Source organism: Streptomyces sp. NPDC111656 (assembly GCF_055656965.1).
Genome location: NZ_JBVKCA010000015.1, coordinates 237,650 through 260,783 on the forward strand (window position 1 = coordinate 237,650; position 23,134 = coordinate 260,783).

Consider the following 23,134-nt stretch of genomic DNA (forward strand, 5'->3'; position numbering starts at 1 on the left):
TCACGCCCTGCGGAGTGTGCGGTTGGCGCCCGCGGCAGCCGTCGTCGCGAGCAGCCAGCCGAGGCAGATCAGGACCGCGGCCGCCCACTGGAGTCCGCCGCGTGGGCTGAACGCCTGCTCCTGCCCGAAGTCGACGAGCGGCAGGACCAGGTCGAAGGTGTAGATGGCGGCCTGGAAGCGGGGCGGCTTGCCCGGGTCGACGGCCTGCGGGGGCCAGCGGGTGAACAGCAGGATCCCGCTGAGCATGATCGCGCACAGCCACCACACGGCGCGCATCGGCAGATAGCCGTAGCCGACGGTGATGTCCTGGAGGCCGCTCCACACCCGCCCCGGCCACGGCAGGGTGGTGCGCAGCCGGCGCTGCTTGGCGAGCAGGACCGTCCGGGCGTCGCCGTCGTGCCCGTGCCGGCGGTAGGCTGCGGCCAACTGCTCGTAGGGCTGTGGGGTGAAGCCCTCGGGGTCGCGGGCGAGCAGGGGAAGCCGTTGCGCGGCGGGGATTTGGGGCAGCAGGCTGTCGTAGACCACACCCTCCATGCGCAGCGCCGTGGGCCAACTGTCCGGGGTCCCGCTCAGGACGGTGACGCGGGTGTGGCTGAGGTCGACGGTGCCGCGTACGGGTGCGCGGAAGCGCATGTCGAGTTCGGAGGCGGTGGAGCGGCGGCTGAGGAGGGCGGGCTGTCCGACGGGGGCGTCGATGAGCCCGTCAGCCTCGGCAGGTGGCCGGGTTCGGCGGGCGGCGGCGCGAGCAGCAGTCGGCGCACCACCGACGCCCGGACCTCGCCCCCGTCCGCGTACCACTCCCCCCTGCGGAACGCGGCCCACATGCCCCGCTCACTCCCGCTCCAACCACCCGGCGCGAGGCTGCCCGACACGTCAACTCCCCCTCCAGCAACGGAAAACGCAGCATCGCTACCCCAGGGGCGCGCGGGGCACCCTGAAGCGCCCCGTGACTTCCTGGACAGTCGTCCAGCTATAGTGGACATCCGTCCAGGAAACATCTGTCCAGGGACACCGTGGACAACCGTGTACGAGGGAGCTTGCTGACGATGGAGACGGTCGCGAACGTGCTGGTGGGCCTGGTGGCCGCGTTGCACGCGTACATACTCGTGATGGAGATGTTCCTGTGGGAGAAGAAGCCGGGGCGCGGCCTGCACGGCTTCGACCCGGAGATGGCCCGGGCGACCGCGCCGATGGCCGCCAACCAGGGGCTCTACAACGGGTTTCTCGCGGCGGGCCTGGTGTGGGGGCTGATCGCCGCCGATCCGACCGGGTTCCGCGTCCAGGTCTTCTTCCTGGTGTGCGTCGTGGTCGCCGGGGTGTACGGGGCGCTCACCGCCAACCGCCGCATCCTCTTCGCGCAGGCCCTGCCCGGCGCGCTCGCCCTGGCCGCCGTCCTGCTCGCGCGGTGACGCCCGAGGACCCGCGGGCCGCCCGCACCCGCGAGAAGCTGCGCCGGGCGCTCCTCGCGGAGTGCGCCGAGCACCCGCTGGAGGAGGTCGGCGTCGCCGCGCTGGTGCGGCGGGCCGGGGTCGGCCGGGCCACCTTCTACGTGCACTACGCCGACCTGGAGGCACTGGCCGTCGATGCCTGCGCCGATGTCGTACGGGAGGCCGTGGAGGCGCTGCACGCGTGGCGCGGGCGGCCCGACCCGGTGTCCGCGCCACCCGCCCTGCTCGCGTTCTTCGCCGACCTCGCCCCGCACGCCGGCCTCTACCGCGCGCTGCTCAGCCCGGGCGGGGGCGGCCCGCTCGGACACGTCCTCCATCGCGACCTGCGCGCCCGCAGCCTGGCCGAGCGCACCCTCGCGGGCGCCGCGGACGCCCCGCTGGTGGCCTCCGCGGTCGCCGCCACGTTCGCGGGGGTGCTCGCCGACTGGCTGCACGGACTGCTTGAGGGCACGCCGGAGGAAGTCGCCGACCAGGTCTGGCAGTTGCTGGTCGCCCTGCACATGAGCCGCTGAAGTCTCATTTGCAGGCCACCCGCTCCTTCGTGGCGGGCCATGCCTCCACCCCGTGGTTCGTGCGTACGTACGCCGTGGCCTTGTCGTCCGTCAGCCAGAGCGCCCAGTCGTGGAAGCGGTATCCGGTGTCGTGCGCGACCGCGGGCATACGGACGTCCCCCTTGTACGCCGCGGTGAGCAGGTGGCTCCCGAGCACCCCGTGCGGATCGCGGGCGTACTGCCTGACCTCCTTGCGCTCGCCCAACGCGAGGAAGTGGACGCTCTCCCAGTCGCAGTGCTCCGGCCCCGTCGAGCTGCTCACCGTCGTGGTGGGCAGGCGACGGCCGTCCCGGTCGGTCCAGATCTCGAACCTGTCGTCCGTAAAACTCGCGGGGAGTTCGGCCGGGTCGCAGGAGGCGTTGGTCTCCGGGCCCCAACCGGGGCGGTTCGGCTGGTCCTTGGCGACAACAACGGCGATCTTGGTCCTGCCGCCGACGTCGTACGAGAACAGGACGCGGCCCGCCGCCCTGCGCTCCACCCGGTAGCCGTGATCGGGCAGTTCGGGCTGGTCCATGTCGAAGTACGCGTTCAGACCCTCCTCCGGCGTCGAGCCGCCGTCACGCTCGGCCCACCCGTCGCCCCCGCCGCCCGAGTAGATCGGGCCGTCGCACTCCAATGCCCGGCCGGCCGCGCCCGAGCTCTCCTCGAATTCTCGGGCGCTGCCGTCCGCGCTCTCCGTGAACGGCAGGTCCAGCCGCCCCGCGTACGGCGTTGCCGGGGGTGTACCGGTGACGACGAGGTCCTCGCGCACCCCGTGGTCGTCGCACCCCACCGCCGCCAGTCCCGCCAGCGCCACCGCCGCCACGATCCCTCTGCGCATCCCGCCCCCTGTTCGACGAACACTCGCTGTCCCTCCTCCGACGCACGAGGGACCGTGATCGTTCGCACGGGGGACGGTGAGGGATCGTACGGGGGCGGTGAGGGATCGTACGGGGGCGGTGAGCGCTCGTCGCTCAGCGAGCAGCCTGGAACGTGCGCCGGTAAGCCCCCGGCGAGACGCCGATCGCCGCGTGCAGGTGCTGACGGAGCGAGGCGCCCGTAGCGAAGCCGACCTCGCCGGCGATCTGGTCCACCGAGAGGTCGCTGGACTCCAGCAGATGGCGGGCCCTGACGACGCGCTGCTGGATGAGCCAGCGGCCGGGGCTCATGCCCACCTCGTCGTTGAAGCGGCGGGCGAAGGTGCGCAGGCTCATGCGGGCGTGTCCGGCGAGATCGGCCAGGGTCAGCGGGTCACCCAGTCGGGCGAGGGCCCACCCACGGGTCGCCGCCGTACTGGTCGCCGCCATGTCCGGCACGGGCTGCTCGATGTACTGGGCCTGACCGCCGTCGCGCCAGGGCGGCACCACACAGCGCCGGGCCACCTTGTTGGCCAGCTCGCTGCCGTGGTCGCCCCGCAGGATGTGCAGACAGACGTCGACGCCGGAGGCGGCACCGGCGGAGGTGAGGATCGTGCCGTCGTCCACGAAGAGCACGTCCGCGTCCAGGGACACCCGCGGGAACAGGCGCCGGAACTCGTCGGCCAGCTGCCAGTGCGTGGTCGCCCGCCGCCCGTCCAGGAGACCCGCCGCCGCCAGCACGAACGCACCCGTGCAGATGGAGACGATGCGGGTGCCCGGGCGGATGACTGCGAGCGCGGCGGTGACCTCGGCGGGGAGCTCCGCGGTCACGGCGGCCGGGTCCATGGCGGGGATCACCACCGTGTCCGCCGTGCCCAGCACCTCGGGGCCGTGCTCGACGGTGACCGAGAAGTCCGCGTTGCAGCGCACCGGGCGACCGTCGACGCTGCAGGTCAGCACCTCGTACCGGCCGTCCGCGGCACCGAAGATCCGGCTGGGGATGCCCAGCTCGAAGGGGTAGACGCCGTCCAGTGCCAGGACGACCACGCGCTCCACTCGCTCCACTCGGCTCATGGCACGATCTTATCGAAGGTTGGCAATCTTGCCATTTCGCGGAGCGCGCCGGCCCGGCACGCTGTGTTCATGAGCACTGCGAACACGATGCGCGCGATCAGTCAGGACGTCCTCGGCGGGCCCGAGGTCCTCAAGGAAGTGGAGACGGAGCGGCCGGCCCCCGGGCCGAGCGAGGTACTGGTGCGGGTGCGGGCGGCCGGGGTCAACCCGACCGACTGGAAGCACCGGGCGACGGGCGGATTCCTGGGGCAGCCGCCCTTCGTCCTGGGCTGGGACGTCTCCGGAGTGGTGGAGGCCGTCGGGGTCGGCGTCACCCTGTACGAGCCCGGCGACGAGGTCTTCGGCATGCTGCCCTACCCGTTCGGACACGGCTCGCACGCCGAGTACGTGACCGCGCCCGCCCGCTCCTTCGCGCCCAAGCCGACCGGGATCGACCACACGGAGGCGGGCGCCCTGCCGCTGGTCTCGCTGACCGCCTGGCAGGCACTGGTCGACACGGCCGATCTGCGGCCGGGGCAGCGGGTACTGATCCACGCCGCGGCCGGCGGCGTCGGGCATGTGGCCGTACAGATCGCCAAGGCGCGCGGCGCGTATGTGATCGGCACGGCGAGCGCGGGCAAGCACGAGTTCCTGCGCGGCCTCGGCGCCGACGAGCTGATCGACTACCGGGAGACCGACTTCACCGAGGCGGTCCGGGACGTCGACGTCGTCCTGGACACGATCGGCGGGGAGAACACCTTCCATTCGTTGCGTGTGCTGCGCGAGGGCGGGATCGTGGTGTCGATCCTGCCGATGGGGCCGGAGGAGCTCTACAAGGAGGCCGCGGCGCTCGGTGTGCGGGCGGCGCGGATGCTGGTGGAGGCGGACCACGCGGGCATGCGGGCGATCGCGGACCTCGTCGACGCGGGCAAGCTGCGCGCGACGATCGCCGGGACGTTCCCGCTGGCCGATGCCGCCGAGGCACACGCGCTCGGCGACACCGGCCGGACCACGGGGAAGCTCGTGCTCACGGTCGACTAGAAGGTCAGTACGGGCTTGATCGTCTTGCCCTCCTTCATGTCCCGCACCGCCTGCTCGATGTCCGCGAACGGATAGTGGCTGATCAGGCGGTGCAGCGGGAGCCGCCCCTCCTTCACGAGCTGGACCAGCGCGGGGATGACGGTCTGGGTCTCGCCGTCCCCCAGGGTGAGGCCGACGATCCGCCTGCCGGGGATCAACCCGTTGACGTCCAGGGCGACTTCCGTACCGAATGGCGGAGCGCCCACCACGACCAGGGTGCCGCGCGCGGCGAGCGCGTCGGCACCCTGGCGCAGTACGGCGACGCTGCCGGTGGTCTCGACGACACCGTCGGCACCGTGACCGTCCGTCAGCAGCGCGACGGCCTCGCCGAGGTCGGCCTCGCCCGCGTCGATCGTGTGCGTCGCACCCAACTCCTCGGCCAGGGTGAGACGTTCGGCGACCCGGTCGACCGCGATGATCCTCGTGGCGGGCGTCAGGGCGGCGGCCATCACCGCGGACAGGCCGACCGCTCCGGCGCCGAGCACGACGAGGGTGTCGCCGAGCCTGGGCTTCAGCACGTTCCAGACCGCACCGACCCCTGTCTGCACCCCGCAGCCCAGAGGAGCGACGGACTCCAGCGGCACATCGGGGTCGACCTTCACCAGGCTGCGCGCGTCGACCAGCGCCCGCTCGGCGAAGGAGGACTGCCCGAAGAAGTGCCCGCCGAGCGGGGCCCCGGCACGGCTGATCGTGCTGGTGCCGTCGGCGCGCCGGCCGCCGATGAGGTTCAGCGGCAGCCAGGTGGCGCAGTAGGCGGGGTGCCCGTCACGGCAGTTGCGGCAGCCGCCGCAGGAGGTGAAGGACAGGACGGCATGGTCGCCGGGGGCGACGCCGGTGACGTCCGGTCCGACGGCCTCGACGACGCCCGCTCCCTCGTGGCCGAGGACGCCGGGCAGGGGGAAGGGCAGGCCGCCGCTCGCCACACCGAGGTCGGTGTGGCACAGGCCGGTCGCCACCATACGGACGAGGACTTCACCGGAGCCGGGCTCGTCGAGTTCGACATCGGCGAGCGTGAACGGCGCGCCTGAGGACTCGACCACGGCCGCGCGGGTGGGGGTGGACATCGTACGAACTCCCTTGTTGTGATGGTGCGCGGCTCAGTCGAGCGAGACGACGACGGACTTGACCTTGGTGTAGGAGGCGAGGGCCTCGGGCCCGTACTCCCGGCCGAAGCCGGAGTCCTTGACCCCGCCGAAGGGGACCGCGGGGTCGAGCATCGCCCAGTCGTTGATCCAGACGATGCCCGCCTGGAGCCGGTCGGCGACGCGGTGCGCGCGGGTGAGGTCGGAGGTCTGGATGCCCGAAGCCAGGCCGTACGGGGTGGAGTTGGCCAGTTCGACGGCCTCGTCCTCGGTGTCGAAGGGCTGGACGGTGAGGACCGGGCCGAAGATCTCCTCCTGGATCACGCGGGAGTCGTTCGGCAGGCCCGCGAGGACCGTGGGCTTGTAGTAGTAGCCGCCGTTCAGGTCGAGCCGCTCGCCGCCGCAGACGATGCGGGCGCCCTCCTTGCGGGCCAGTTCGACGTACTCCTCGACCTTCCGGAGGTGCCTCTCCCCCGCCATCGGGCCGACGACGGTCTCGGGGGCGCGGGGGTCGCCGACCGGGACACCGGGGACGGCGTCGGCGAGGATGTTCAGCAGGGTGCTGTACACCGAGCGTGCCACCAGCAGCCGCGGGCCTCCCATGCAGAACTGCCCGGTGTTGAAGACGAATCCCTTGATGACCGCGCCGACCGCCTTCTCCAGGTCGGCGTCCTCGAAGACGACGTGGGCCGCGTTGCCGCCCAGTTCCATGGTGACCGGCTTGAGCGCCTCGCCCGCGACGCTCGCGGCGTGCCGGCCGACGGCGGTCGAACCGGTGAAGGCGAGCTTGTCGATGCCGGGGTTGCGCAACAGCGCCTCGCCCGCGACCGGTCCGCTGCCGGTGACGACGTTCACCACACCGTCCGGGACCCCGGCCTCCTGGAGCAGGCGGGCCATGTACAGGGCGCTGAGCGGGGTCTCGTCGGCGGGCTTGTGCACCACGGTGTTCCCGGCCGCGAGAGCCGGGGCGAGCTTCGAACTGGAGAGGATCAGCGGGAAGTTGAAGGGCGTGATCGCGGCGACCACGCCGAGCGGTCCCCGGCGCGTGTAGGCGAAGGCGCCCAGCGGGGTGTCGCGGGTGGCGCCGTCCAGGGTCTGGGCGAGCGCGGCGCAGTACTCGTACTCGTCGGCGGCCGTGAGCACGTCGACGGGGCGGCACAGGGAGATGGGCTTGCCGACGTCGAGGCTCTCCAGGGCGGCGAGCTCCTCGGCGTTCTCGCGGATGAGCTCCGAGACGCGGTGCAGCACCCTGCCCCGCTCCCGTCCGCTCAGGCCGGCCCAGGGGCCGTGGTCGAAGGCCTCCCGTGCGGCGCGTACGGCGGCGTCCACGTCCGCCGCACCCGCCTCGGCGACCGTCGTGACCACCTGGCCGGTGGACGGGTCGATCACGTCCGTACGCGCTCCGTCGGCCGCCTCGCGCCACTGTCCGCCGATGAACAGCCGCCCGGGCCCGCTCTCGAAGGTGGTCGTCATTGCCCACTCCTCAGCCTTGATCGCCAAGATTTCAACCAACAGGATTCCTGTTGGTTCGCAGTCTCGGTTCGCAGTCTCTTTACGGACAGGATTCCTGTCAATGGCTTAGGCTGAACCCATGGTCGGCACCCAGGCAACGAAGGCACCTCCGTCCCTGCTCTACATGGTCAAGCAGGTGGAGCTCGTCGTGCGCTCCCACCTCGACGAACTGGTGAAGCCGGCGGGGATCACCGCACTGCAGTACACGTCGCTCACCGTGCTGGAGCGGCACGACGGCCTCTCGGCGGCACAGCTCGCCCGGGACTCCTTCGTGACCGCGCAGTCGATGGCCGACCTGGTGCGCTCACTGGAGAACCGCGGACTGATCCGCCGCGAGCGCAATCCGCACAACCGGCGCGAGCTGCTGATCCTGCTCACCGACGAGGGGCGCGAGCTACTGGCGCGGTACACCGACGCGGTACGTGAGCTGGAGGAACGCATGGTGCGCGAGCTCAGCGCACACCAGACGGATCAGTTCCGCCAGGCCCTGTCCAAGGCGTGGCACGCTCTGTCGTGATCCGCGTGGCCGACCTGAGGGGCGACTCGCCCGCCAAATCGCAGACATATGTCAATCGAACATGCTGGAATTCACTCCAACGAGGGTAACTTGCAGAGCAGGGAACGGTTTTGCGGGCCCTGCCACCAGGAGTGGGTCAGCAGCCGGTTGGAGGCGATGTCGCCGTGACGTACGACCCCGCACCGCCCACCCGTCATCTGCGCGTCCGCCTGGACCGGGGTCACACGGTGCTGGAGTTCCACGGAGAGATCGACATCGTCGCGGCGCTGGAGATCACGCCGTACCTGGACGCCGTGACGGGGCACCCGGAGCCGCAGATCGTGATCGACCTGCGGCCCGTGGAGTTCTTCGACTGCTCCGGGCTGCGACTGCTGTACCGCGCCAGGAGCCGCGTTCTCGACCGGGGCGGCCGACTGCACCTGGTCTGCACCCGGCCGCTGACGTTACGCGTCCTCAAGGTGACCGGCCTGGCCCGGCTCCTGCCGCCCTCGGCATCGCTGGACGCGGCGCTGGGGCAGCCGGAGGCCACGTCGGGCACGTTATGACCCCTGCCGCCCTTGCATTCCTGGAGGACTCTGCCGGTACCGCCCGTGGTTTTGGCGGGTCTGGGTGACGTCCGCGTTCTTGCGAGACGACCCCACCGTGCCGGACAGCACCCACCAGCCACTCCCCCAGCCGCACCTTCCTCTCACACGTGGCCCGCTGGACCTCTCCCGGCTCCCTCCGGCCGCGGCCGATCGCGTCCTCCTCTGCGACCTCACCGGCCGCTACGCGACGGGCAGTTACAGCTGGTCGATGATGTCGCGGAGTTGGCGACGGCCGGCGATGCCGAGCTTGGGATAGGAGCGGTACAGGTGTGAGGCGACGGTGCGGGGGGAGAGGAACAGACGGTCGGCGATCTCGCCGTTGGTCAGGCCGTGTCCGGCGAGGATGACGATCTCGCGCTGTTGAGCGGTGAGGCCGTCCAGCGCGCCCGGGGCGCCCCGCGGGACTTGCACCGTTACGCCGCAGGCACGCAGCTCGGATTCCGCGCGCCGGGTCCACGGTGCCGCGCCCAGACGGCGGAACGTTTCCAGGGCGGTCACGAGGATGGGCTTGGCGTCGTTGATCCGTCGCTGCCGGCGCAGCCATTCCCCGTAGTCCAGCTGAAGCTGGGCCCGTTCGAACGGCCACGTGTCTCCGGTGGGATCGGCCAGGGGCGCGGCGAAGTGGGCCTCGGCGCTGTCGGGCTCGGCGAGCAGTCCGCGGGCGCGGGCCGTGAGTTGTTCCAGGCGCGGCCCGGGCGCGGGGGCCACGCGAGCCAGCGCGCGCTCCACCAACGTACGTGCTTCGAGGCGCCGTTCGGCGCGCACCGCCGCAGCGGCGAGGTCGGCGACGGTCAGGTACGAGAAGTGATGGTGCAGGGGTGTGCCGTCGGCGGCGAAGAGCCGGCTGAGCTGCGCGTACGCGGTCACGTAGTTGCCCTGGGCCAGTGCGGCGAGACCTGCCGTCTGCCAGATCCTGGCGGCGAACCCGCGGTATTCGCCCGTGTCCACGGCGGCGCGCACGCGGGCCAGCAGCGGTGCCACCTGGTCGTGTTCGCCGCGCATGGCCGCCACGACGGCCGTGGTGAGGTCGGCCGAGCCCGCGACGGTTGCCATCTTGTAGGCGGCGGCGATGTCGCCCGCCTCTCGGGCTGCGGCGAGTGCGTCGTCCCAGCGCCCGCTGTCGACGCATGCCCATTCCAGTGCCGACAGCACGCCGCCGCTGGCACCGCGGACGCCCGGGGCGCGCAGCCGGCTGAGGGCTTCGCGCAGCACCCTGACCGCCAGTTCGGTTTCGTCCAGGACCCAGGCCGCCGCGCCGAACGTACCCGGGTCCGAGAGGGATCCTCCCGCTGTGCGCCGCAGGAGGGGGACGATGTCGGCTCTTTCGCCGAACGGGTCCGTGCAGGCCCGGATCCAGATCCGGTACTCGTCGGCGCGGCCGGCGGGCCGGTCCTCGGCCGACGGCGGTGGCCCGACCCGGGAGTCGAGCAGGTCGAGGGCGGCACGTGCCTGGGCGCAGACTTCGGGGAGTCCGGTCTGGTGGGCGACCGTGGCGGCCATCCAAGCGGCCTGCCACGCGATGGCCGGCAGCCTCGGGGATGCCTCGGCGACGACGGACAGGAGTGTGTCGAACGCGTCGGCGTTGCGGTTGGACCACAGCAGCGACCAGCCGATGTCCAGCCGGGCGGCGATGCGCAGGTCCGGGTCGGAGGTCAGCGTGAGTACCTTGCCCGCCAGTTCGCGTACCCAGTCGGCCTGTCCGGCGGGCAGGGCGAGTTCGGCGGCGGCCAACAGCAGCCGGGCCTTGTCGGGTTCGCCGGGGCTGAGCTCGGCGGCGCGTTCGAGGGCGCGTGCCGCCGCGGCGGCGCCGCCGCGGCGCTGTGCCTGGGCCGCGCTGTCTTCGAGCAGCGCGGCCAGGTGCTCGTCGGGTTCCAGCGTGGCGGCCGCCAGGTGCCAGGCATGGCGGTCGGGCTGGTCGCGGAGCGCGTCGGCGACCTGTCGGTGCGCCGCGGCCCGCTCGGCGAAGGGCGCGGCATGGTAGACGGCCGACCGGGTGAGCGGATGGGCGAACCGCGGGCCCGGCGTGTCCAGCCGGATCAGGCCCGCCGCTTCCGCCGGGGCGAGCGCGTCGGCGGAAAGCCCCGGTATCGCCGTGGTCAGGTCCGGGCTGTCGGCGGCCGCGGCGAGCAGCAGCGCGGATCGGGCCGCCGGGGGCAGCGTGACGTACTGGGCGGCCATGAGGGCGGTCAGCTGCCCGGTCAACGGCAGCGGCTCGGCGGTCCATCGGCGCCCCGCGTCGGGATCCGTGGCGATCACCCTGGCCAGCTCGATCAGCGCCAGTGGGTTGCCGACCGCCTGGGCCAGCACCTGTTCACGCAGCCGACCGTGCGGCGGACGCGGTTGCGCGTCCAGGAGCAGGCCCGCGTCCGGCCGGGTGAGTGGTCGCAGCAGGAGCTGCGGCAGGTCCCGCTCCAAACCGGCGGGAGGTACGTTCCCGCGGGCGCCCGCCAGCAGCACGAGCTGCTCCGATTCCAGGCGGCGGGCGGCGAAGGCGAGCGCGTCGAGGGAGGCACGGTCGAGCCATTGCGTGTCGTCGGCTGTCACCAGTAGCGGCTGCTCGTCGGACAGCTCGGACAGCAGGGTGAGTACGGCGATCCCGGTGAGCAGGGCGTCGGGCGGCGCGGGGTCGTCACAGAGCCCGAACGCACCGCGCAGCGCCTCGGCCTGGCGGGTCGGCAGGCGGGCCACGCGGTCAAGGACCGGGCGCAGCAGCTGGTACAGCCCGGCGAACGCCAGGTCCTGCTCCGACTCCCTGCCGGTGGTCGCCAGCACCCGCATCCCCGCCGCCTTGGCCTCGCGCGCGGCTTCGGCCAGCAGGACGGTCTTGCCCAGACCCGGATCGCCCAGGAGCAGCAGAACGTGGCTCTCCTTGTGGGGCGGGGCGATCAGTTCCCGCAGCAGGGACAGCTCCTCCCGCCGCCCGATCACGTCGGTGTCCTTGCGGGTCATCGCGGAAACGCCACCCTCACTCGGCCGAATACAGGCCCGCGCACAGCCAAGGTGATCCGCTCACGCGAGGCCGTGTGCAGTCAGGTTGCGGATACCGGACGGCCGCTGCGCGGCACAGGGTTGAGTGTATGGATGCTGTCCCCCGGGCGCGATGGAACGCGGGTTCGTGATGCCGTATGTCGTGGTCGGCCGGGAGAACACCGGTGACATCCGGATCCACTACGAGGACCACGGCGCGGGCCCGCCCGTCGTCCTGGTCCACGGCTACCTCGCCGACGGGCGCTCGTGGGAGAAGCAGGAGGCGGCCCTGCTGATGGCCGGGTACCGCGTCATCAGCTACGACCGGCGCGGCGGCGGCGACTCGGGCCGGCCGGCGGTGGGCTACGACTACGACACGCTGGCCGCGGACCTGAACACACTGCTGGAAGTCCTGGATGTGCTGGACGCGGTGCTCGTCGGCTGCTGCTCCGGCACCGGGGAACTGACCCGGTACCTGGGAACGTACGGGCAGCGGCGGGTGCGCGGCGCGGCGCTGCTGGCGCCTCTGCCGCCGTTCCTGCCCCGGTCCGACACCAACCCGGAGGGCATCGCCCCGGGCGTCCTCGACGCCTTCCTCGGCGAGCTGTCCGCCGACCGCCCGGCGGCGATCAAGGCCTACCTGGACCGGTACTACAACATCGACTACTACCACACCGACTACCGCACCACCGACCTGCTCGGCGGGAGCCGGGTGAGCGACCAGGCGTGGCAGAACAGCTTCCACGTCGCGCTCCGGGTGTCCGCGGTCGCGGCCCTGGGCTGCGCGGTCGCTTGGCGGGAGGACTTCCGCGACGACGTCGCCCGCATCACGATCCCCGTCCTGATCGTGCAGGGCGCTCAGGACAGGGTCATGCCGCCCGGCGCGACCGGGAACCGCCTGGCCGTGATGCTGGCCGACGCCCGCCTCGCGGTGATCCCGGACGGCGGGCACGCGATCATCTGGACGCACGCCGCCCAGGTCAACCAACTGCTCGTCGCCTTTCTGCGAGCCCTGTGACGCGTACGTCAGGCGGCGAGGAACTCCAGCAGAGCCTGGTTGACCTCTTCGTGGTGCGTCCAGCGGATGGTGTGCGGGCCGCCCTCGACGCCGACCAGCCTGAGAGCGGCGTCGATCTTCGGCAGGTCGTCGCGGAAGTCGGCCGGCCAGGAGTCGACACACGCGTAGGTGGCGAACGGCGAGGCGGTGACCGCGACCTCGAAGGAGGCGTCCCAGGCCCGGTCGCCGGTATCCGCATGTTGACTGCACCTCCCCAACGGCGGCCCGGTGCAGTCAACATGCGGATTCCGCCGCCGCGCCGCGACTGATTCGCTCGGGTCATGGAGCTCAACTCGTACTCAGGTCTGCCGAACGAGCGGATCAAGGCCGCGAACGGCATCGACTACGCGTACCGCGACACCGGCCCGACGGACGACGACGCCGGTGTGCCGCTGGTCCTTCTCCAGCACTTCCGTGGAAACCTCGACAACTGGGATCCGGCGCTGATCGACGCGCTGGCACCGGCCCGGCGTGTCATCGCCTTCGACAACGCCGGAGTCGGCGGCTCCACCGGGACGACTCCGAACACCGCGGACCGGATGGCACACGACGCCATCGCCTTCATCGAGGCGAGCGGGGCGAGCGGAGCCCTGGGCCCCGGCCAGGGCCCGGTCGATGTCCTGGGATTCTCCCTCGGCAGCTTCGTCGCGCAGCAGATCGCCCTGACCAGGCCGGCGCTCGTCAGAAGGCTGGTCCTCGCCTCGTCGGCGCCGCGGGGCGCCGTCGGCATGCACGGCTGGGCCCCTGAGGTCATCGACGCTGTCGGCAACCCTGAGACCAGCCCCGAGGAATACCTGAGCGTCTTCTTCACCGGGTCCCCGGCAAGCCTGCAGGCCGGCCGGCAAACCCTGCAGCGGATCTACGGCGCCCGGAGCGAAGACCGGGACACGGCGACCGACTGGGCGACCCGCGAGGCGCAGTACGACGCGGTGTGCACGTGGGGGATCCCCGATCACGCGAAGCTCCAGCGGCTCAGCTGCCTGAGGATGCCCGTGTTCGTGGCGAACGGCGACAGCGACCCGATGATCCTGCCGCACTACTCCCACCTGCTCGCGGGTCTGATCCCGCAGGCCCGCGTGAAGATCTATCCCGACTCGGCGCACGGGTTCCTGTTCCAGCACCACGCGGAATTCGCCGCGGACGTCGACGCCTTCCTCGGCGGTCCCCGATGACCGGCACCCACATGATCGTCCTGCCCGGCGGCGGGTACGCCGAACACGCTTCGCACGAGGCCGAGCCGGCGGTGGACTGGCTCGGCGACATAGGCGTGCGGGCGAGTGTGTTCCGCTATCCGCTCCGCGCCCGGCACCCGGAGCCGCTCAACGCGCTGCGCGCCGAGATCCGCCGCCGGCGGGCGGCCGGCGCACAGCGCATCGGTCTCGTCGGGTTCTCCGCGGGAGGTCATCTGGCCGGGCTGGCCGCCCTCTCGCCGGGCGCCCCGCCCGATGAGGCGGTGGACTTCGCCGTGCTCGGTTACGCCATCACCTCGATGGAGACCGAGACCTACCGTCCGGCCCGGGTGATCCTTCTCGGCGAGGACGCCGGCCCCGAGCTGCGCCGGTCGACATCGCTGGACGCGCTGGTCACGCCCCAGTCGCCGCCGTTCTTCGTCTGGCACACCGCGGAGGACCCCTATGTCCCCGCCGAACACACCTACCGCCTTGCCGCGGCGCTCGCGGCCGGCCAAGTCCCCCACGCCGTCCACGTGTTCGCCCACGGCCCGCACAGCCTCGGCCTCGCCCGGAAGGCCGGCGAGGCCGCGATATGGACCACGCTGGCGAAAGCCTGGATCCACGAACAGGCGTGATCGTCGCCTACCTCAGTGGTCCCCGGTACATCACTGGTCGCCGGCCATCGCCTGCAGCTCCGCGATCTGCTTGCGCGCCGCGGCGACGAGTTCGTCGTTGGTGTGCGCGTGACCGCCCAGACCCCACCCACCGGGCACGGCCTCGGTCAGCAACACCCAGGTGCGGTCCGCGAGCGTCGGGTCGTCGGCGGCCTCCGCGACCATGCCGGTGAACCGGCTCACCACCGCGATCTGTTGGTCGCGGTCGAGAGCACCCGCGTTGGTCAGCACCTGCACGCGTACGTAGTGGGACGCGCCGTCGACGTTCGACAGGTCGCCTGCCGGCAACTCGTGGAGGAAGGCCGCGGTGTTCTGGCGGAACATCGGGATGTCCGGAACCTTCTCGATGGCCATCAGGGTGGCAGCGAGGTCCTTGGCGAGCTGGTGCCCGTCCGTGAAGGTGCCCGCTGTGGCGTACACGTCGATCATGGGCATTACGTACTCCTCGGGTGCTTCTTGGGTGCTACCACCACTTGGCTTCGAGCGCGCGGTCGGTGCCGTCGGTCCGGTCGAGCGCGTCGAGTTCGGCCATGTCCTCGGCCGACAGGGTGAAGTCGTGGATCTGCGCGTTCTCGTGGATGCGGTCGCGGTGCGTTGATTTCGCCACGACCACGAGTCCGTGCTGCAGGCCCCAGCGCAGTAGCACCTGTGCCGGTGTCCGGCCCGTCCGTCGGGCGATCCCGGCCACGGTGGTGTCGTCGACGTACCGGCCGGTGCCCAGCGGGCTGTAGGCCTCGACAGCGACGTCGAACCGGCCGCAGGCGTCCAGGAGCGCCCGCCGACGGTGCCGCGGGTTGAACAGGATCTGATTGACGGCGGGCGGAACGGTTCCCGCGGCGATCACGGCCTCGAGTTCGGCCGCGTCGTAGTTGGAGACCCCGATGGAACGGGCCAGTCCCCGCTCCTGGGTACGTTCCATCCCGGCCCAGGCCCGGGTCGGGCCGCCCTCGGGCCAGTGGACCAGGTAGAGGTCGACCTGCTCCAGGCCGAGACGACGAAGGCTGTCTTCTGCCTGGGCGACCGGATCGTCGCCCCGCGGATGGAACTTCGTGGTGACGAACACCTGGTCGCGCGGTACGCCGCTGTCGCGGAGGGCGCGACCGACGCCTTCCTCGTTGCCGTATGCCTGAGCCGTGTCGATATGCCGGTAACCGGCGTCGAGCGCCCAGCGCACGGCGTTGACGCACTCGCGCCCGGCCGGCACCTGCCAGACGCCGAGGCCGAGCACCGGCACCTGGTTCCCGTCCGCCAGCAGGCGCGCGCCGCCCCCGGATGTGGCTGCGTTCAGGTTCATGAGCACCAGCATCCGGCAACGCACCGTGGGGAGGTATCAGCAACATGACTGCAACCGGCCGCGGCTCGGGCTCGCAGTGCAGTCAACATGCTGATACTCCGCCGCCGTCCCCCGGAGTGACCATGAGGTCCAGCCGAGTCAGCGATGCCGGAGAACCGGAGAAGACGATGAGCCTTGACTTCGACGTGTTCGTGGTGGATCCCAAGCCGATCCCGAGTGCGGTACCGGGATTCGAGGAGGTGGTGGGCCCGGCGACCTGGCCGCCGTCCACAGCGACGCTGATCAGCGATGACGACGGTGCCGTGCTGATCGACTGCCTCATCACCGTGCGAGAGGGCCGGGAGCTGGCGGCGTGGGTGAAGTCCCACGACTGCGAGCCCGAGTACGTGTACATCACCCATCCGCACGCCGACCACCTCCTCGGGCTGACGGAGATCCTGGCGGCGTTCCCGCAGGCGAGGCCGGTGGCCCTGGCCGAGTCCATCCCCGCGATGCAGGAGCAGATCTCAGCGGGGTACATGCAGATCTGGGGCGGGTTCTTCCCCGGCCAGTTGACCGGCAAGCCCGTCCCGCCCGGGCCGCTGGCCGGCCGCACGATCCCGATCGGAGGATCGTCGGCCGCGGTGATCCCGGTCGGGACCACCGACACCGTGCATTCCAGCGTCGTCCATGTCCCGGACCTGAGCCTGGTCGTCTCCGGTGACGTCGTCTACAACCGGACGCACATGTGGCTGATGGGATCGACACCGGACTCCCGGGCCGACTGGGCGCGGGCGCTGGACGCCGTGGCGGCGCTGGAGGCCGACACCCTGATCGCCGGCCACCGCGATCCACGGTCCCCCGACGACGACGCCCGCCGCCAGATCGACGAAAGCCGCCGCTACCTGGCCGATTTCGAGACGGCGCTGGAACGCAGCTCCGCACCCAGCGAGCTCATCGACCGCATGACGGCCGCCCATCCCGAGCTGGCGAACCCCTACACCCTGTGGGTCGCGGCCCACGACCTGCTCGGCACCGGAACCTGACACGGACAGCCAGAACGGATCGCCGAACCATGCCCGGGGAGACCAGAGAAGCGGTCGGCCTGGAACCGGCCGCTGAGGGCCGCGGCGCGCGGGTGCTGAACCTGCGCAGAATGACGGCCCGCCGGACCGACGAGGCGTACCGGTCCTCCACCCCGCTGGAACTGTTCTTCGACCTCTGTTTCGTCGCCGCTGTCGCGCAGGCCGCCTCCCATCTGCATCACGACCTGAGCGGCGGGCACCTCGGCCATGCCGTGGGCAACTACCTCTGGGTGTTCTTCGCGATCTGGTGGGCCTGGGCGAACTTCACCTGGTTCGCCTCCGCGTACGACAACGACGACGACCCCTATCGCCTGCTGACCATGGTGCAGATCGCCGGGGCGCTGACCTTGGCCGCCGGCGTACCCCGGGCCTTCGAGTCCGGCGACTATCTCGTCATCACCCTTGGCTACGTGATCCTGCGGCTGGCCATGGTCATGCAGTGGCTGCGGGCGGCCAGGGCCGATCCGGAAGGGCGCACGACCGCCCTGCGGTACGCCGTCGGCTACGCCCTGGTACAGGCCGGATGGGTCGCTCGCCTCGCCTTCGACCAGCCGACGTACCTCTATGTCGGGCTGGCGGTGGCCGTGGGCGAGTTGCTGGTCCCGATCTGGGCCGAGCGGGCGCAGGTGACGCCCTTTCACCCGGAGCACATCACCGAGCGGTTCGGGCTGTTCACCATGATCGTGCTCGGCGAGGCGGTGCTGGCCGCGACCGTCGCCGTGCAGACCGCGGCCGACTCGCGCGGCGGCACCGACGTCGACCTGCTGGTCCTGGCCGGCAGCGGTCTGCTGCTCATCTTCAGCCTGTGGTGGCTCTACTTCGACCGGACCACCCAGCGCATGCTGCGCTCCATGCCCACGACGATCATCTGGGGCTACGGCCACTACCTCGTCTTCGCCTCGACCGCGGCGATCGGCGCCGGACTCGCCGTCGCCGTCGACGCCCTGATCGGCCACGCGCACGTCACACACCTGCAGCAGGGCTTGGTCGTCGGCATACCCCTCGCCGCCTGGATCGCGACGGTCTGGTGGCTGCGCGTAGGCCCGCCGCTGCGCGGTCCCACCGTCGCGGCCTCGCCCGTGGCCGCGGTTCTGGTGCTGGCCGCGGCCTGGACCTCCGCGGCCGTGCCCCTGATGGCCGTGATCACCGCGGCGCTGGCGGCAATGAAGACCTGGGCCGTGCGGCGGACGGACTGATCACTCGACGCCGGGACGAACTTCGTGCTCTGACAGCGCGCGTCCGCGGAGCTCCTGCCAGGCCCCACACGTACACAACCGCAACAGCAGTACGGCGGCCAGGTCGCGCTGAACGGTCTTGCGACCCTCCTCGGTCAGGGCGCCGGACGGGACGGTGAAGCCCGCACGCATCCGGTCGATCGTCGACAAGCTCTTCCTGCCCCTCGTCCACAACCACCACGACGAGCCGGGTTCGGCAGGTGCAGCCTGATCCCCTCAGGCCCGGTGTGCCGAGGGGGTCAGGCTGTCTGGTGACCAACCCTGTTCGGCACGTCAGACTTCACGCGTCAACAACTCATGACCAGCGACAACCAAGCATCCGCCCGCGCGCACGAGCGGCACGGCGGGCGCCTCGATGCCGTCGAAGGAACACGGATGGTCACGGATCCTCCCGGGCGGATACCGGTCAATTCGGTCTGCCGGGCACCGGACGCGTCCGGGCCCGCATCCGAACGGGCAGGTGGCTCAGACCGCGCATGAAGTCGTGACGCCAGGTCAGCTCGGTTGCCGGAACCGCGAGGTCGAGATCGGGGAATCGGGTCACCAGGGACGGAAGCCCTCGATGACGGACTGGTTCTGTGCGTCAGCAGGGGTCGACGTGCCGTCTGGCGCTGTCCTCTCATCGCGTCATCGCACTGGTCAACGCGGTCCGTGCCAGATCGCGTAGCCAGATGTGTGCGGGGTCGGTGTCATAGCGCTGATGCCATGACAGGTACACCGGGGCCGGCGGCAGATCGAGCGGGAGCGGGAGCAGGACCAGGCCGAGATCCGCGGCGGCCGAACGCGCCGTGGATTCCGGGGCGGTGACGAGGAGGTCGGAGCCTCGCACGAACTCGAACGCGGCTCTTTCGGTGGGCGCGGTCGCCACCACATGTCGGGTGAGGTCCAGCCGCGCGAGAGCGTCGTCGAGGATGTTGCCGAGCCTTCCGCGCCGCGAGACGGTGATGTGCTCGGCCGCGGCGTACCGCGCGGCGGTGACGGCCTTGACACGGGTGAGCGGGTGTCCCCGCCGTACGACGATGACGTGCTGGGTCTCGGCCACCCGATCGGCGCGGATCTCGGGTGCGGTCGGGCGGTCCGCGTTCGCGGCGAGGTCGACCTCGCCGCGGCGCAACTCGGGTGTGTCGATGCTCGATTCCGCGATGAAGCGCAGCCGCGCACCCGGCGCCTGCTCACGCACGGCAGCGAGAAGCGCGGGGCCGCTGAGGGCGACGAGTGCGTCGTGCCAGCGGAGTGTGAAGGTGCGTTCGAGCGTCGCGAGGTCGAGTTCACGGCTCGGCGCCAGCACGCCCCGGACCTGCTGGAGCAGGTCGTGCACCTGTTCCCGGACGGCGATCGCGTACGGCGTCGGGGTCATCGTGCGCCCGGTGCGCACCAGGATCTGGTCCCCCGTCGTGCGGCGGATCCGGCCGAGGCTGCGGCTCATCGCGGGGGCGGTGACGTGCAGGCGGTCGGCGGCGCCGGCCACGCTGCCTTCCTCCAGGAGAGCGTCGAGCGCGGCGAGCAGATTCAGATCCAATTGCATGGGAGTCATCCTAGCCGTGCTTTACATGCACTTGAAGTTAATGATGGCCGCTCCTACCTTCGAGATGCGGGCGCAAAGGAACCCGGTTCTCGCCCGATTGGTCTCGATCACCCCTGCTCAGATGGGAGTACCGCCATGCCCGAGTCGATTCAGAACACCGGTAGTAGCGCAGCCGCCGACTCCGCCCCCACCTCCGACGCCGACCTGCTCGCACAGACCGCGATCGCCGTACGCGCGGCGGGCTCGGCGCTGCGGGAGCGCTTCGGCGACGTGGTCCGCTACCAGAGCCGCGAAGAGCTGATGCGCGCGCTCGCCGCCAACGACGACACGGCCCTCGACGTCCTGCGCCCCCGCCTCACAGCCCTGCGCCCGGACGCCCGCTGGGTGGAGGACGAGCTGGCGGGCGGCGCTCTGCCGTCCGGCGAATGGTGGGTCGTGGACCCGGCCGAAGGCAACGTCAACCACCTGCACGCCCTGCCGGAGTGGGCGGTGACCGCGACCCTCGTGCGCGACAACCAGCCGGTGCTCACCGCGGTCCACCTGCCGTTGACCGGCGAGACCTACACCGCGCTCACCGGTGCCGGCGCCCACCTCGACGGCCGGCCGCTGCACGTGTCCGGGACCACGGACCTCGGCCTGAGCATCGTGGCCACGAGCCAGGCAAGGCCGGACGAGGACGAGAAGGTCGTACGGCGCGTCGGCTCCTCGATCACCGAGATGCTCCTCGACGCGCTCGTGGTGCGGACATCCGTGCCCGCCACCCTGCACCTGCTCAACGTGGCCGCAGGCCGGATCGACGCCTTCTGGCAGTTCGCCGGGGCCCGCGCGGACCTGCTTCCCGGGGCGCTGCTCGTCACGGAGGCCGGCGGACGGATCTCCGACGCCGAGGGCCACCCCTGGACCCCGGAGAGCGAGAGCTTCCTGGCCGCGGCATCCGGCGTGCACGCCGATGCGGTCGCCACGCTCTCCCGCTGACCCCTGACCACTTGCGAGAACCAGAAAGACCAGGAGGACCAGTTCAGCATGAGCAACATCACCGTTCTCGGCGGCGGCCGCGTAGGCGGCGGCCTGGCCACCGCCCTCACTCGGGCCGGGCACGAGGTGACCGTGGCGGACCGCTCGCCAGGCGCTGCCGCCGATGCCGTCCGCACAGCGCAGATCGTCATCAACGCCACGCCGGGCGCCGGCTCGCTGGAGCGGCTCGCCGCACTGCGCACGGAGCTGCGGGGCAAGATCCTCGTGGACGTCTCCAACGCCACTGTCGACGGACCGGACGGACTGCCCGCCGATCTGCTCTACCCCGGCTCAAGTCTCGCGGAGCAACTCCAAGACGCGCTGCCCGAGACGCTCGTCGTCAAGACGCTCAACACGATGCTTCACTCGGTGATGACCGCCCCCGCCGCGCTCGCCCAGACGCCAACCGCTTTCCTCTCCGGCAAGGACCCGGAGGCCAAGCAGGTCGTCCACGGGCTTCTCCTGGACCTCGGCTGGCACCAGGAGTGGATCACAGACCTCGGCGGGATCGAGACCGCGCGGGCTGTCGAGGCCGCGATCTTGTTCGTACCGCACGTGATCCGGTCCAGCGGATTCGCACCGTTCGCGATCTCGATCGCCCGCTGATCCGCACACAGACAGGCCAGGGCTCCCTACACCACGAGCGTCACCACATCGCCCTACGCGACGAGCTCGAATTCAAGCCCATCACCGAGGACGGCGGTGATGGCAGACAAGGCCGAGCCGAGTTCTTCTCTGAACTAAGGAGGATGTCCCGTGATCAGGTGACGGGACGATCAGTCCCGAGGGGAAGCGCCAGAATGAGGCCGGAGAACGGCTGCGAACAGTGCGGGTGCTGGTTTCCTTCCCGTGTTGAGCCATCAGGACGAGACCAGGGCGGCCTACGACGGGGTCGTCGACCTGTATGCCTCGATGTTCACCAGTCAGTTGGAGACGCGGCCGTTCGCGCGGAACATGATCGCCACCTTCACCGAGTTCGTGCGTGCCACGGGGAACCTGCGGGTAGCAGACGTCGGGTGCGGCCCCGGTCATCTGACGGCCATGCTGCACGACTTGGGGCTGGACGCCTTCAGGCTCGACCTCTCCCCGGCCATGGTCGACCACGCTCGGCGGGCCCTTCCGGCGCTGCGGTTCGACGAAGCGCGAATGGAGGCCCTGGCGGTCGAGGACGGCGCACTCGGCGGAGTGCCGGCCCACTACTCGATCATCCATACCCCACCTGGGGAATTGCCCGCGCTGCTCGCCGAGCAGGTGCCTGTCCTGGCACCAGGGGGCCTGCTCCTGGTGTCCTTCTTCGGGACCGAGGGACCGGAGCCGGTCCGCTTCGACCATAAGGTGACGCCCGCCTATAGCTGGCCGGTGGAACGGTTCGCCGAGCTGCTGGCCGCGGCCGGGCTCGTCACGTTCGCCCGGCTGCGCCACGACCCAGCGTCCGAGCGGGGCTTCCTCGACACCCATGTGCTGGCTCGCCGCCCGTAGGGCGTGGGGCGTGGCCTGGGTCGGGTGGTGTAGATCATCCGCGTGGACGAGGCTCGGCCAACTTGAAGGTCCTCTTGCCGTACTGATTCGTGTCGCGATCTGGCTGGAGCAGGGCATGCCGAGATCGATCACTTGGCGTTGACGGACTTGCTCTGCATCGAGCTGGGTGAGCTTCTCCTCTGCGCTGGCTAGGCTGACTTGGATTCCTTCGATCTCACCGAGCCATCCCTCCTGGGCCGGTATTCGGTGACGCTGTGGCGGGTCAGCTCCAGGAGCTCCTCGTTGCGGATGCCAGTCAAGCGCAGGCGTCGGAACGGATCAGGTGTTCCGCCTCAACCGGGTCCGCGTGGAGGCGTTCTCCGGCATCGCCGAGGAACTGTACGAGCTGCTGGTCAAGGGTGAGGTCGAGACGTACCGGAACCGGACGTACGACCTACGCGACACCTATCCGACCAGCACCACGGCTCTGCTATGGGGTCCCGTCTCCTTCGGCGACGACGGCACCGTCATGGCCCTGCGGGTCCTGCCCAAGAAGGACGACGAGGAAAGCCCCTGACCACCAGCCCGGTTATCGGCGAAGAGCGAGGTGTGGTTCCAGGAGATCCAGCGCCTCTTCCCAGCGGAAGCGGTCGGACCCACCGCCGGCCTTGGGCTTGTGGGGCTCGTACGTCCCGACAAGGAGAGGATCCCCCTCGGTTGCCGCGCGGTCGCCGCGCCCACTGGCCGCGGTCACCCCGCGCCGCAGCAAGAGTCCGACCGCAGCCGGGTACTTCGGGGAGCGCAGGTCGTACGAACCGGTGAGCTGGTCAGCTGTGTGGCGGACGAGAGTGACGGCTTGAGCGGTGTGTTTCTCGCGGGCCAGGACGTGGGCCTGCACGCGGACGCTGGAGGCCAGGACCATCGGGTCGCCGGAGCGCGAGAGTTCAGCGGCTGCTCTCTCAGCACCAGAAGGGGCCCATCGCCGTCTCGATGGCGATGGGCCCCTTC

Annotated in this window: 25 protein-coding genes and 2 pseudogenes; 14 read left to right on the forward strand and 13 right to left on the reverse strand. The window is 71.0% G+C overall.

Features of this window, described 5'->3' with window-relative positions; all coding sequences use genetic code 11:
• On the reverse strand, nucleotides 1–633 hold the full coding sequence (locus ACZ7M3_RS36255; protein WP_472069048.1) for a hypothetical protein: 633 nt from the start codon (nucleotides 631–633) through the stop codon (nucleotides 1–3).
• A gap of 413 nt (nucleotides 634–1,046) precedes the next feature.
• On the opposite strand from ACZ7M3_RS36255, the gene ACZ7M3_RS36260 reads away from it, so the two are divergent.
• Together ACZ7M3_RS36260 and ACZ7M3_RS36265 are read left to right on the forward strand one after the other, a co-directional pair.
• A complete protein-coding gene (locus ACZ7M3_RS36260; protein WP_054234260.1) occupies nucleotides 1,047–1,409 on the forward strand; it encodes a DUF1304 domain-containing protein in 363 nt (120 codons plus the stop codon).
• On the forward strand, nucleotides 1,406–1,960 hold the full coding sequence (locus tag ACZ7M3_RS36265; RefSeq protein ID WP_067360187.1) for a TetR/AcrR family transcriptional regulator: 555 nt from the start codon (nucleotides 1,406–1,408) through the stop codon (nucleotides 1,958–1,960). The genes ACZ7M3_RS36260 and ACZ7M3_RS36265 overlap by 4 nt, the downstream gene beginning before the upstream one ends.
• Before the next feature lie 4 nt (nucleotides 1,961–1,964).
• On the opposite strand, the gene ACZ7M3_RS36270 is transcribed toward ACZ7M3_RS36265, so the two are convergent.
• The gene (locus tag ACZ7M3_RS36270) at nucleotides 1,965–2,819 is read right to left on the reverse strand and encodes a hypothetical protein (protein WP_472069050.1); all 855 of its coding nucleotides are present in this window, start codon (nucleotides 2,817–2,819) and stop codon (nucleotides 1,965–1,967) included.
• A 133-nt stretch (nucleotides 2,820–2,952) separates the two neighbouring features.
• Nucleotides 2,953–3,909 carry a GlxA family transcriptional regulator gene (locus ACZ7M3_RS36275; protein ID WP_472069052.1) on the reverse strand — a complete coding sequence of 319 codons (957 nt, stop codon included), beginning with the start codon at nucleotides 3,907–3,909 and terminating at the stop codon, nucleotides 2,953–2,955.
• Nucleotides 3,910–3,978: 69 nt separating this feature from the next.
• Here ACZ7M3_RS36275 and ACZ7M3_RS36280 point away from each other — a divergent pair, with 69 nt between their 5' ends.
• The gene (locus ACZ7M3_RS36280; RefSeq protein WP_472069054.1) at nucleotides 3,979–4,929 is read left to right on the forward strand and encodes an NADP-dependent oxidoreductase; all 951 of its coding nucleotides are present in this window, start codon (nucleotides 3,979–3,981) and stop codon (nucleotides 4,927–4,929) included.
• Here the strand turns inward: ACZ7M3_RS36280 and ACZ7M3_RS36285 are convergent.
• Both ACZ7M3_RS36285 and ACZ7M3_RS36290 read right to left on the reverse strand, forming a co-directional pair.
• Nucleotides 4,926–6,032: an NAD(P)-dependent alcohol dehydrogenase gene (locus ACZ7M3_RS36285; RefSeq protein WP_472069055.1), complete on the reverse strand. Its 1,107-nt coding sequence runs from the start codon at nucleotides 6,030–6,032 to the stop codon at nucleotides 4,926–4,928. The two genes, ACZ7M3_RS36280 and ACZ7M3_RS36285, sit on opposite strands and share 4 nt — an antisense overlap.
• A gap of 33 nt (nucleotides 6,033–6,065) precedes the next feature.
• Complete coding sequence (locus ACZ7M3_RS36290; protein ID WP_472069057.1) at nucleotides 6,066–7,523, reverse strand: aldehyde dehydrogenase family protein; 1,458 nt, start codon at nucleotides 7,521–7,523, stop codon at nucleotides 6,066–6,068.
• Between the two features lie 118 nt (nucleotides 7,524–7,641).
• On the opposite strand from ACZ7M3_RS36290, the gene ACZ7M3_RS36295 reads away from it, so the two are divergent.
• Complete coding sequence (locus ACZ7M3_RS36295; protein ID WP_095850940.1) at nucleotides 7,642–8,079, forward strand: MarR family winged helix-turn-helix transcriptional regulator; 438 nt, start codon at nucleotides 7,642–7,644, stop codon at nucleotides 8,077–8,079.
• Between the two features lie 164 nt (nucleotides 8,080–8,243).
• Entirely contained in the window at nucleotides 8,244–8,624 is a 381-nt protein-coding gene (locus ACZ7M3_RS36300; protein WP_054234267.1) for an anti-sigma factor antagonist, read from the forward strand.
• A gap of 237 nt (nucleotides 8,625–8,861) precedes the next feature.
• Here ACZ7M3_RS36300 and ACZ7M3_RS36305 read toward each other — a convergent pair whose 3' ends face one another.
• Nucleotides 8,862–11,615: a helix-turn-helix transcriptional regulator gene (locus ACZ7M3_RS36305; RefSeq protein ID WP_472069060.1), complete on the reverse strand. Its 2,754-nt coding sequence runs from the start codon at nucleotides 11,613–11,615 to the stop codon at nucleotides 8,862–8,864.
• Nucleotides 11,616–11,766: 151 nt separating this feature from the next.
• Between ACZ7M3_RS36305 and ACZ7M3_RS36310 the strand changes: the two genes are divergently transcribed.
• The gene (locus tag ACZ7M3_RS36310) at nucleotides 11,767–12,651 is read left to right on the forward strand and encodes an alpha/beta fold hydrolase (protein WP_472069062.1); all 885 of its coding nucleotides are present in this window, start codon (nucleotides 11,767–11,769) and stop codon (nucleotides 12,649–12,651) included.
• Between the two features lie 8 nt (nucleotides 12,652–12,659).
• Here ACZ7M3_RS36310 and ACZ7M3_RS36315 read toward each other — a convergent pair whose 3' ends face one another.
• Nucleotides 12,660–12,908, reverse strand: a complete 249-nt coding sequence (locus ACZ7M3_RS36315; protein WP_472069064.1) for a hypothetical protein — start codon at nucleotides 12,906–12,908, stop codon at nucleotides 12,660–12,662.
• Between the two features lie 63 nt (nucleotides 12,909–12,971).
• On the opposite strand from ACZ7M3_RS36315, the gene ACZ7M3_RS36320 reads away from it, so the two are divergent.
• Together ACZ7M3_RS36320 and ACZ7M3_RS36325 are read left to right on the forward strand one after the other, a co-directional pair.
• Nucleotides 12,972–13,862: an alpha/beta fold hydrolase gene (locus ACZ7M3_RS36320; protein ID WP_472069066.1), complete on the forward strand. Its 891-nt coding sequence runs from the start codon at nucleotides 12,972–12,974 to the stop codon at nucleotides 13,860–13,862.
• Nucleotides 13,859–14,497, forward strand: coding sequence for an alpha/beta hydrolase (locus ACZ7M3_RS36325; protein ID WP_472069068.1), 639 nt, complete (start codon nucleotides 13,859–13,861; stop codon nucleotides 14,495–14,497). The genes ACZ7M3_RS36320 and ACZ7M3_RS36325 overlap by 4 nt, the downstream gene beginning before the upstream one ends.
• 30 nt (nucleotides 14,498–14,527) lie before the next feature.
• On the opposite strand, the gene ACZ7M3_RS36330 is transcribed toward ACZ7M3_RS36325, so the two are convergent.
• Nucleotides 14,528–14,971, reverse strand: a complete 444-nt coding sequence (locus ACZ7M3_RS36330; RefSeq protein WP_472069070.1) for a tautomerase family protein — start codon at nucleotides 14,969–14,971, stop codon at nucleotides 14,528–14,530.
• 28 nt (nucleotides 14,972–14,999) lie between these two features.
• Entirely contained in the window at nucleotides 15,000–15,830 is an 831-nt protein-coding gene (locus tag ACZ7M3_RS36335) for an aldo/keto reductase (protein WP_472069072.1), read from the reverse strand.
• 122 nt (nucleotides 15,831–15,952) lie between these two features.
• On the opposite strand from ACZ7M3_RS36335, the gene ACZ7M3_RS36340 reads away from it, so the two are divergent.
• Both ACZ7M3_RS36340 and ACZ7M3_RS36345 read left to right on the forward strand, forming a co-directional pair.
• Nucleotides 15,953–16,855, forward strand: coding sequence for an MBL fold metallo-hydrolase (locus tag ACZ7M3_RS36340; RefSeq protein ID WP_472069074.1), 903 nt, complete (start codon nucleotides 15,953–15,955; stop codon nucleotides 16,853–16,855).
• Between the two features lie 29 nt (nucleotides 16,856–16,884).
• A complete protein-coding gene (locus ACZ7M3_RS36345; protein ID WP_472069076.1) occupies nucleotides 16,885–18,090 on the forward strand; it encodes a low temperature requirement protein A in 1,206 nt (401 codons plus the stop codon).
• Here ACZ7M3_RS36345 and ACZ7M3_RS36350 read toward each other — a convergent pair whose 3' ends face one another.
• Nucleotides 18,091–18,279, reverse strand: coding sequence for a hypothetical protein (locus ACZ7M3_RS36350; protein WP_472069077.1), 189 nt, complete (start codon nucleotides 18,277–18,279; stop codon nucleotides 18,091–18,093).
• A 469-nt stretch (nucleotides 18,280–18,748) separates the two neighbouring features.
• Nucleotides 18,749–19,654 carry a LysR family transcriptional regulator gene (locus tag ACZ7M3_RS36355; RefSeq protein ID WP_472069078.1) on the reverse strand — a complete coding sequence of 302 codons (906 nt, stop codon included), beginning with the start codon at nucleotides 19,652–19,654 and terminating at the stop codon, nucleotides 18,749–18,751.
• A gap of 135 nt (nucleotides 19,655–19,789) precedes the next feature.
• Between ACZ7M3_RS36355 and ACZ7M3_RS36360 the strand changes: the two genes are divergently transcribed.
• The 4 genes from ACZ7M3_RS36360 (at nucleotide 19,790) to ACZ7M3_RS36375 (ending at nucleotide 22,703) form a co-directional block, all read left to right on the forward strand.
• Entirely contained in the window at nucleotides 19,790–20,629 is an 840-nt protein-coding gene (locus tag ACZ7M3_RS36360; RefSeq protein ID WP_472069080.1) for an inositol monophosphatase family protein, read from the forward strand.
• A 48-nt stretch (nucleotides 20,630–20,677) separates the two neighbouring features.
• Nucleotides 20,678–21,274: an NADPH-dependent F420 reductase gene (locus tag ACZ7M3_RS36365; protein WP_472069082.1), complete on the forward strand. Its 597-nt coding sequence runs from the start codon at nucleotides 20,678–20,680 to the stop codon at nucleotides 21,272–21,274.
• A 243-nt stretch (nucleotides 21,275–21,517) separates the two neighbouring features.
• Entirely contained in the window at nucleotides 21,518–22,147 is a 630-nt protein-coding gene (locus tag ACZ7M3_RS36370; protein WP_472069084.1) for a class I SAM-dependent methyltransferase, read from the forward strand.
• Nucleotides 22,148–22,469: 322 nt separating this feature from the next.
• Nucleotides 22,470–22,703, forward strand: coding sequence for a hypothetical protein (locus tag ACZ7M3_RS36375; RefSeq protein WP_472069086.1), 234 nt, complete (start codon nucleotides 22,470–22,472; stop codon nucleotides 22,701–22,703).
• Between the two features lie 12 nt (nucleotides 22,704–22,715).
• Here the strand turns inward: ACZ7M3_RS36375 and ACZ7M3_RS36380 are convergent.
• Together ACZ7M3_RS36380 and ACZ7M3_RS36385 are read right to left on the reverse strand one after the other, a co-directional pair.
• Nucleotides 22,716–22,829: pseudogene (locus ACZ7M3_RS36380) on the reverse strand (flavoprotein); the annotation flags it as partial.
• Nucleotides 22,830–22,838: 9 nt separating this feature from the next.
• Nucleotides 22,839–23,084 (reverse strand): annotated as a pseudogene (locus ACZ7M3_RS36385) (heavy metal transporter CzcB); the annotation flags it as partial.
• Between the last annotated feature and the right edge of the window lie 50 nt (nucleotides 23,085–23,134).

Bases quoted from the DNA above. Each gene is read 5' to 3' on its own strand.
- ACZ7M3_RS36255 (WP_472069048.1), bottom strand. From the start codon at position 633: ATGCGCTTCCGCGCACCCGTACGCGGCACCGTCGACCTCAGCCACACC.
- ACZ7M3_RS36260 (WP_054234260.1), top strand. From the start codon at position 1,047: ATGGAGACGGTCGCGAACGTGCTGGTGGGCCTGGTGGCCGCGTTGCAC.
- ACZ7M3_RS36270 (WP_472069050.1), bottom strand. From the start codon at position 2,819: ATGCGCAGAGGGATCGTGGCGGCGGTGGCGCTGGCGGGACTGGCGGCG.
- ACZ7M3_RS36275 (WP_472069052.1), bottom strand. From the start codon at position 3,909: ATGAGCCGAGTGGAGCGAGTGGAGCGCGTGGTCGTCCTGGCACTGGAC.
- ACZ7M3_RS36280 (WP_472069054.1), top strand. From the start codon at position 3,979: ATGAGCACTGCGAACACGATGCGCGCGATCAGTCAGGACGTCCTCGGC.
- ACZ7M3_RS36285 (WP_472069055.1), bottom strand. From the start codon at position 6,032: ATGTCCACCCCCACCCGCGCGGCCGTGGTCGAGTCCTCAGGCGCGCCG.
- ACZ7M3_RS36290 (WP_472069057.1), bottom strand. From the start codon at position 7,523: ATGACGACCACCTTCGAGAGCGGGCCCGGGCGGCTGTTCATCGGCGGA.
- ACZ7M3_RS36295 (WP_095850940.1), top strand. From the start codon at position 7,642: ATGGTCGGCACCCAGGCAACGAAGGCACCTCCGTCCCTGCTCTACATG.
- ACZ7M3_RS36305 (WP_472069060.1), bottom strand. From the start codon at position 11,615: ATGACCCGCAAGGACACCGACGTGATCGGGCGGCGGGAGGAGCTGTCC.
- ACZ7M3_RS36310 (WP_472069062.1), top strand. From the start codon at position 11,767: ATGGAACGCGGGTTCGTGATGCCGTATGTCGTGGTCGGCCGGGAGAAC.
- ACZ7M3_RS36320 (WP_472069066.1), top strand. From the start codon at position 12,972: ATGGAGCTCAACTCGTACTCAGGTCTGCCGAACGAGCGGATCAAGGCC.
- ACZ7M3_RS36325 (WP_472069068.1), top strand. From the start codon at position 13,859: ATGACCGGCACCCACATGATCGTCCTGCCCGGCGGCGGGTACGCCGAA.
- ACZ7M3_RS36330 (WP_472069070.1), bottom strand. From the start codon at position 14,971: ATGCCCATGATCGACGTGTACGCCACAGCGGGCACCTTCACGGACGGG.
- ACZ7M3_RS36335 (WP_472069072.1), bottom strand. From the start codon at position 15,830: ATGAACCTGAACGCAGCCACATCCGGGGGCGGCGCGCGCCTGCTGGCG.
- ACZ7M3_RS36340 (WP_472069074.1), top strand. From the start codon at position 15,953: ATGAGGTCCAGCCGAGTCAGCGATGCCGGAGAACCGGAGAAGACGATG.
- ACZ7M3_RS36345 (WP_472069076.1), top strand. From the start codon at position 16,885: ATGCCCGGGGAGACCAGAGAAGCGGTCGGCCTGGAACCGGCCGCTGAG.
- ACZ7M3_RS36355 (WP_472069078.1), bottom strand. From the start codon at position 19,654: ATGCAATTGGATCTGAATCTGCTCGCCGCGCTCGACGCTCTCCTGGAG.
- ACZ7M3_RS36360 (WP_472069080.1), top strand. From the start codon at position 19,790: ATGCCCGAGTCGATTCAGAACACCGGTAGTAGCGCAGCCGCCGACTCC.
- ACZ7M3_RS36365 (WP_472069082.1), top strand. From the start codon at position 20,678: ATGAGCAACATCACCGTTCTCGGCGGCGGCCGCGTAGGCGGCGGCCTG.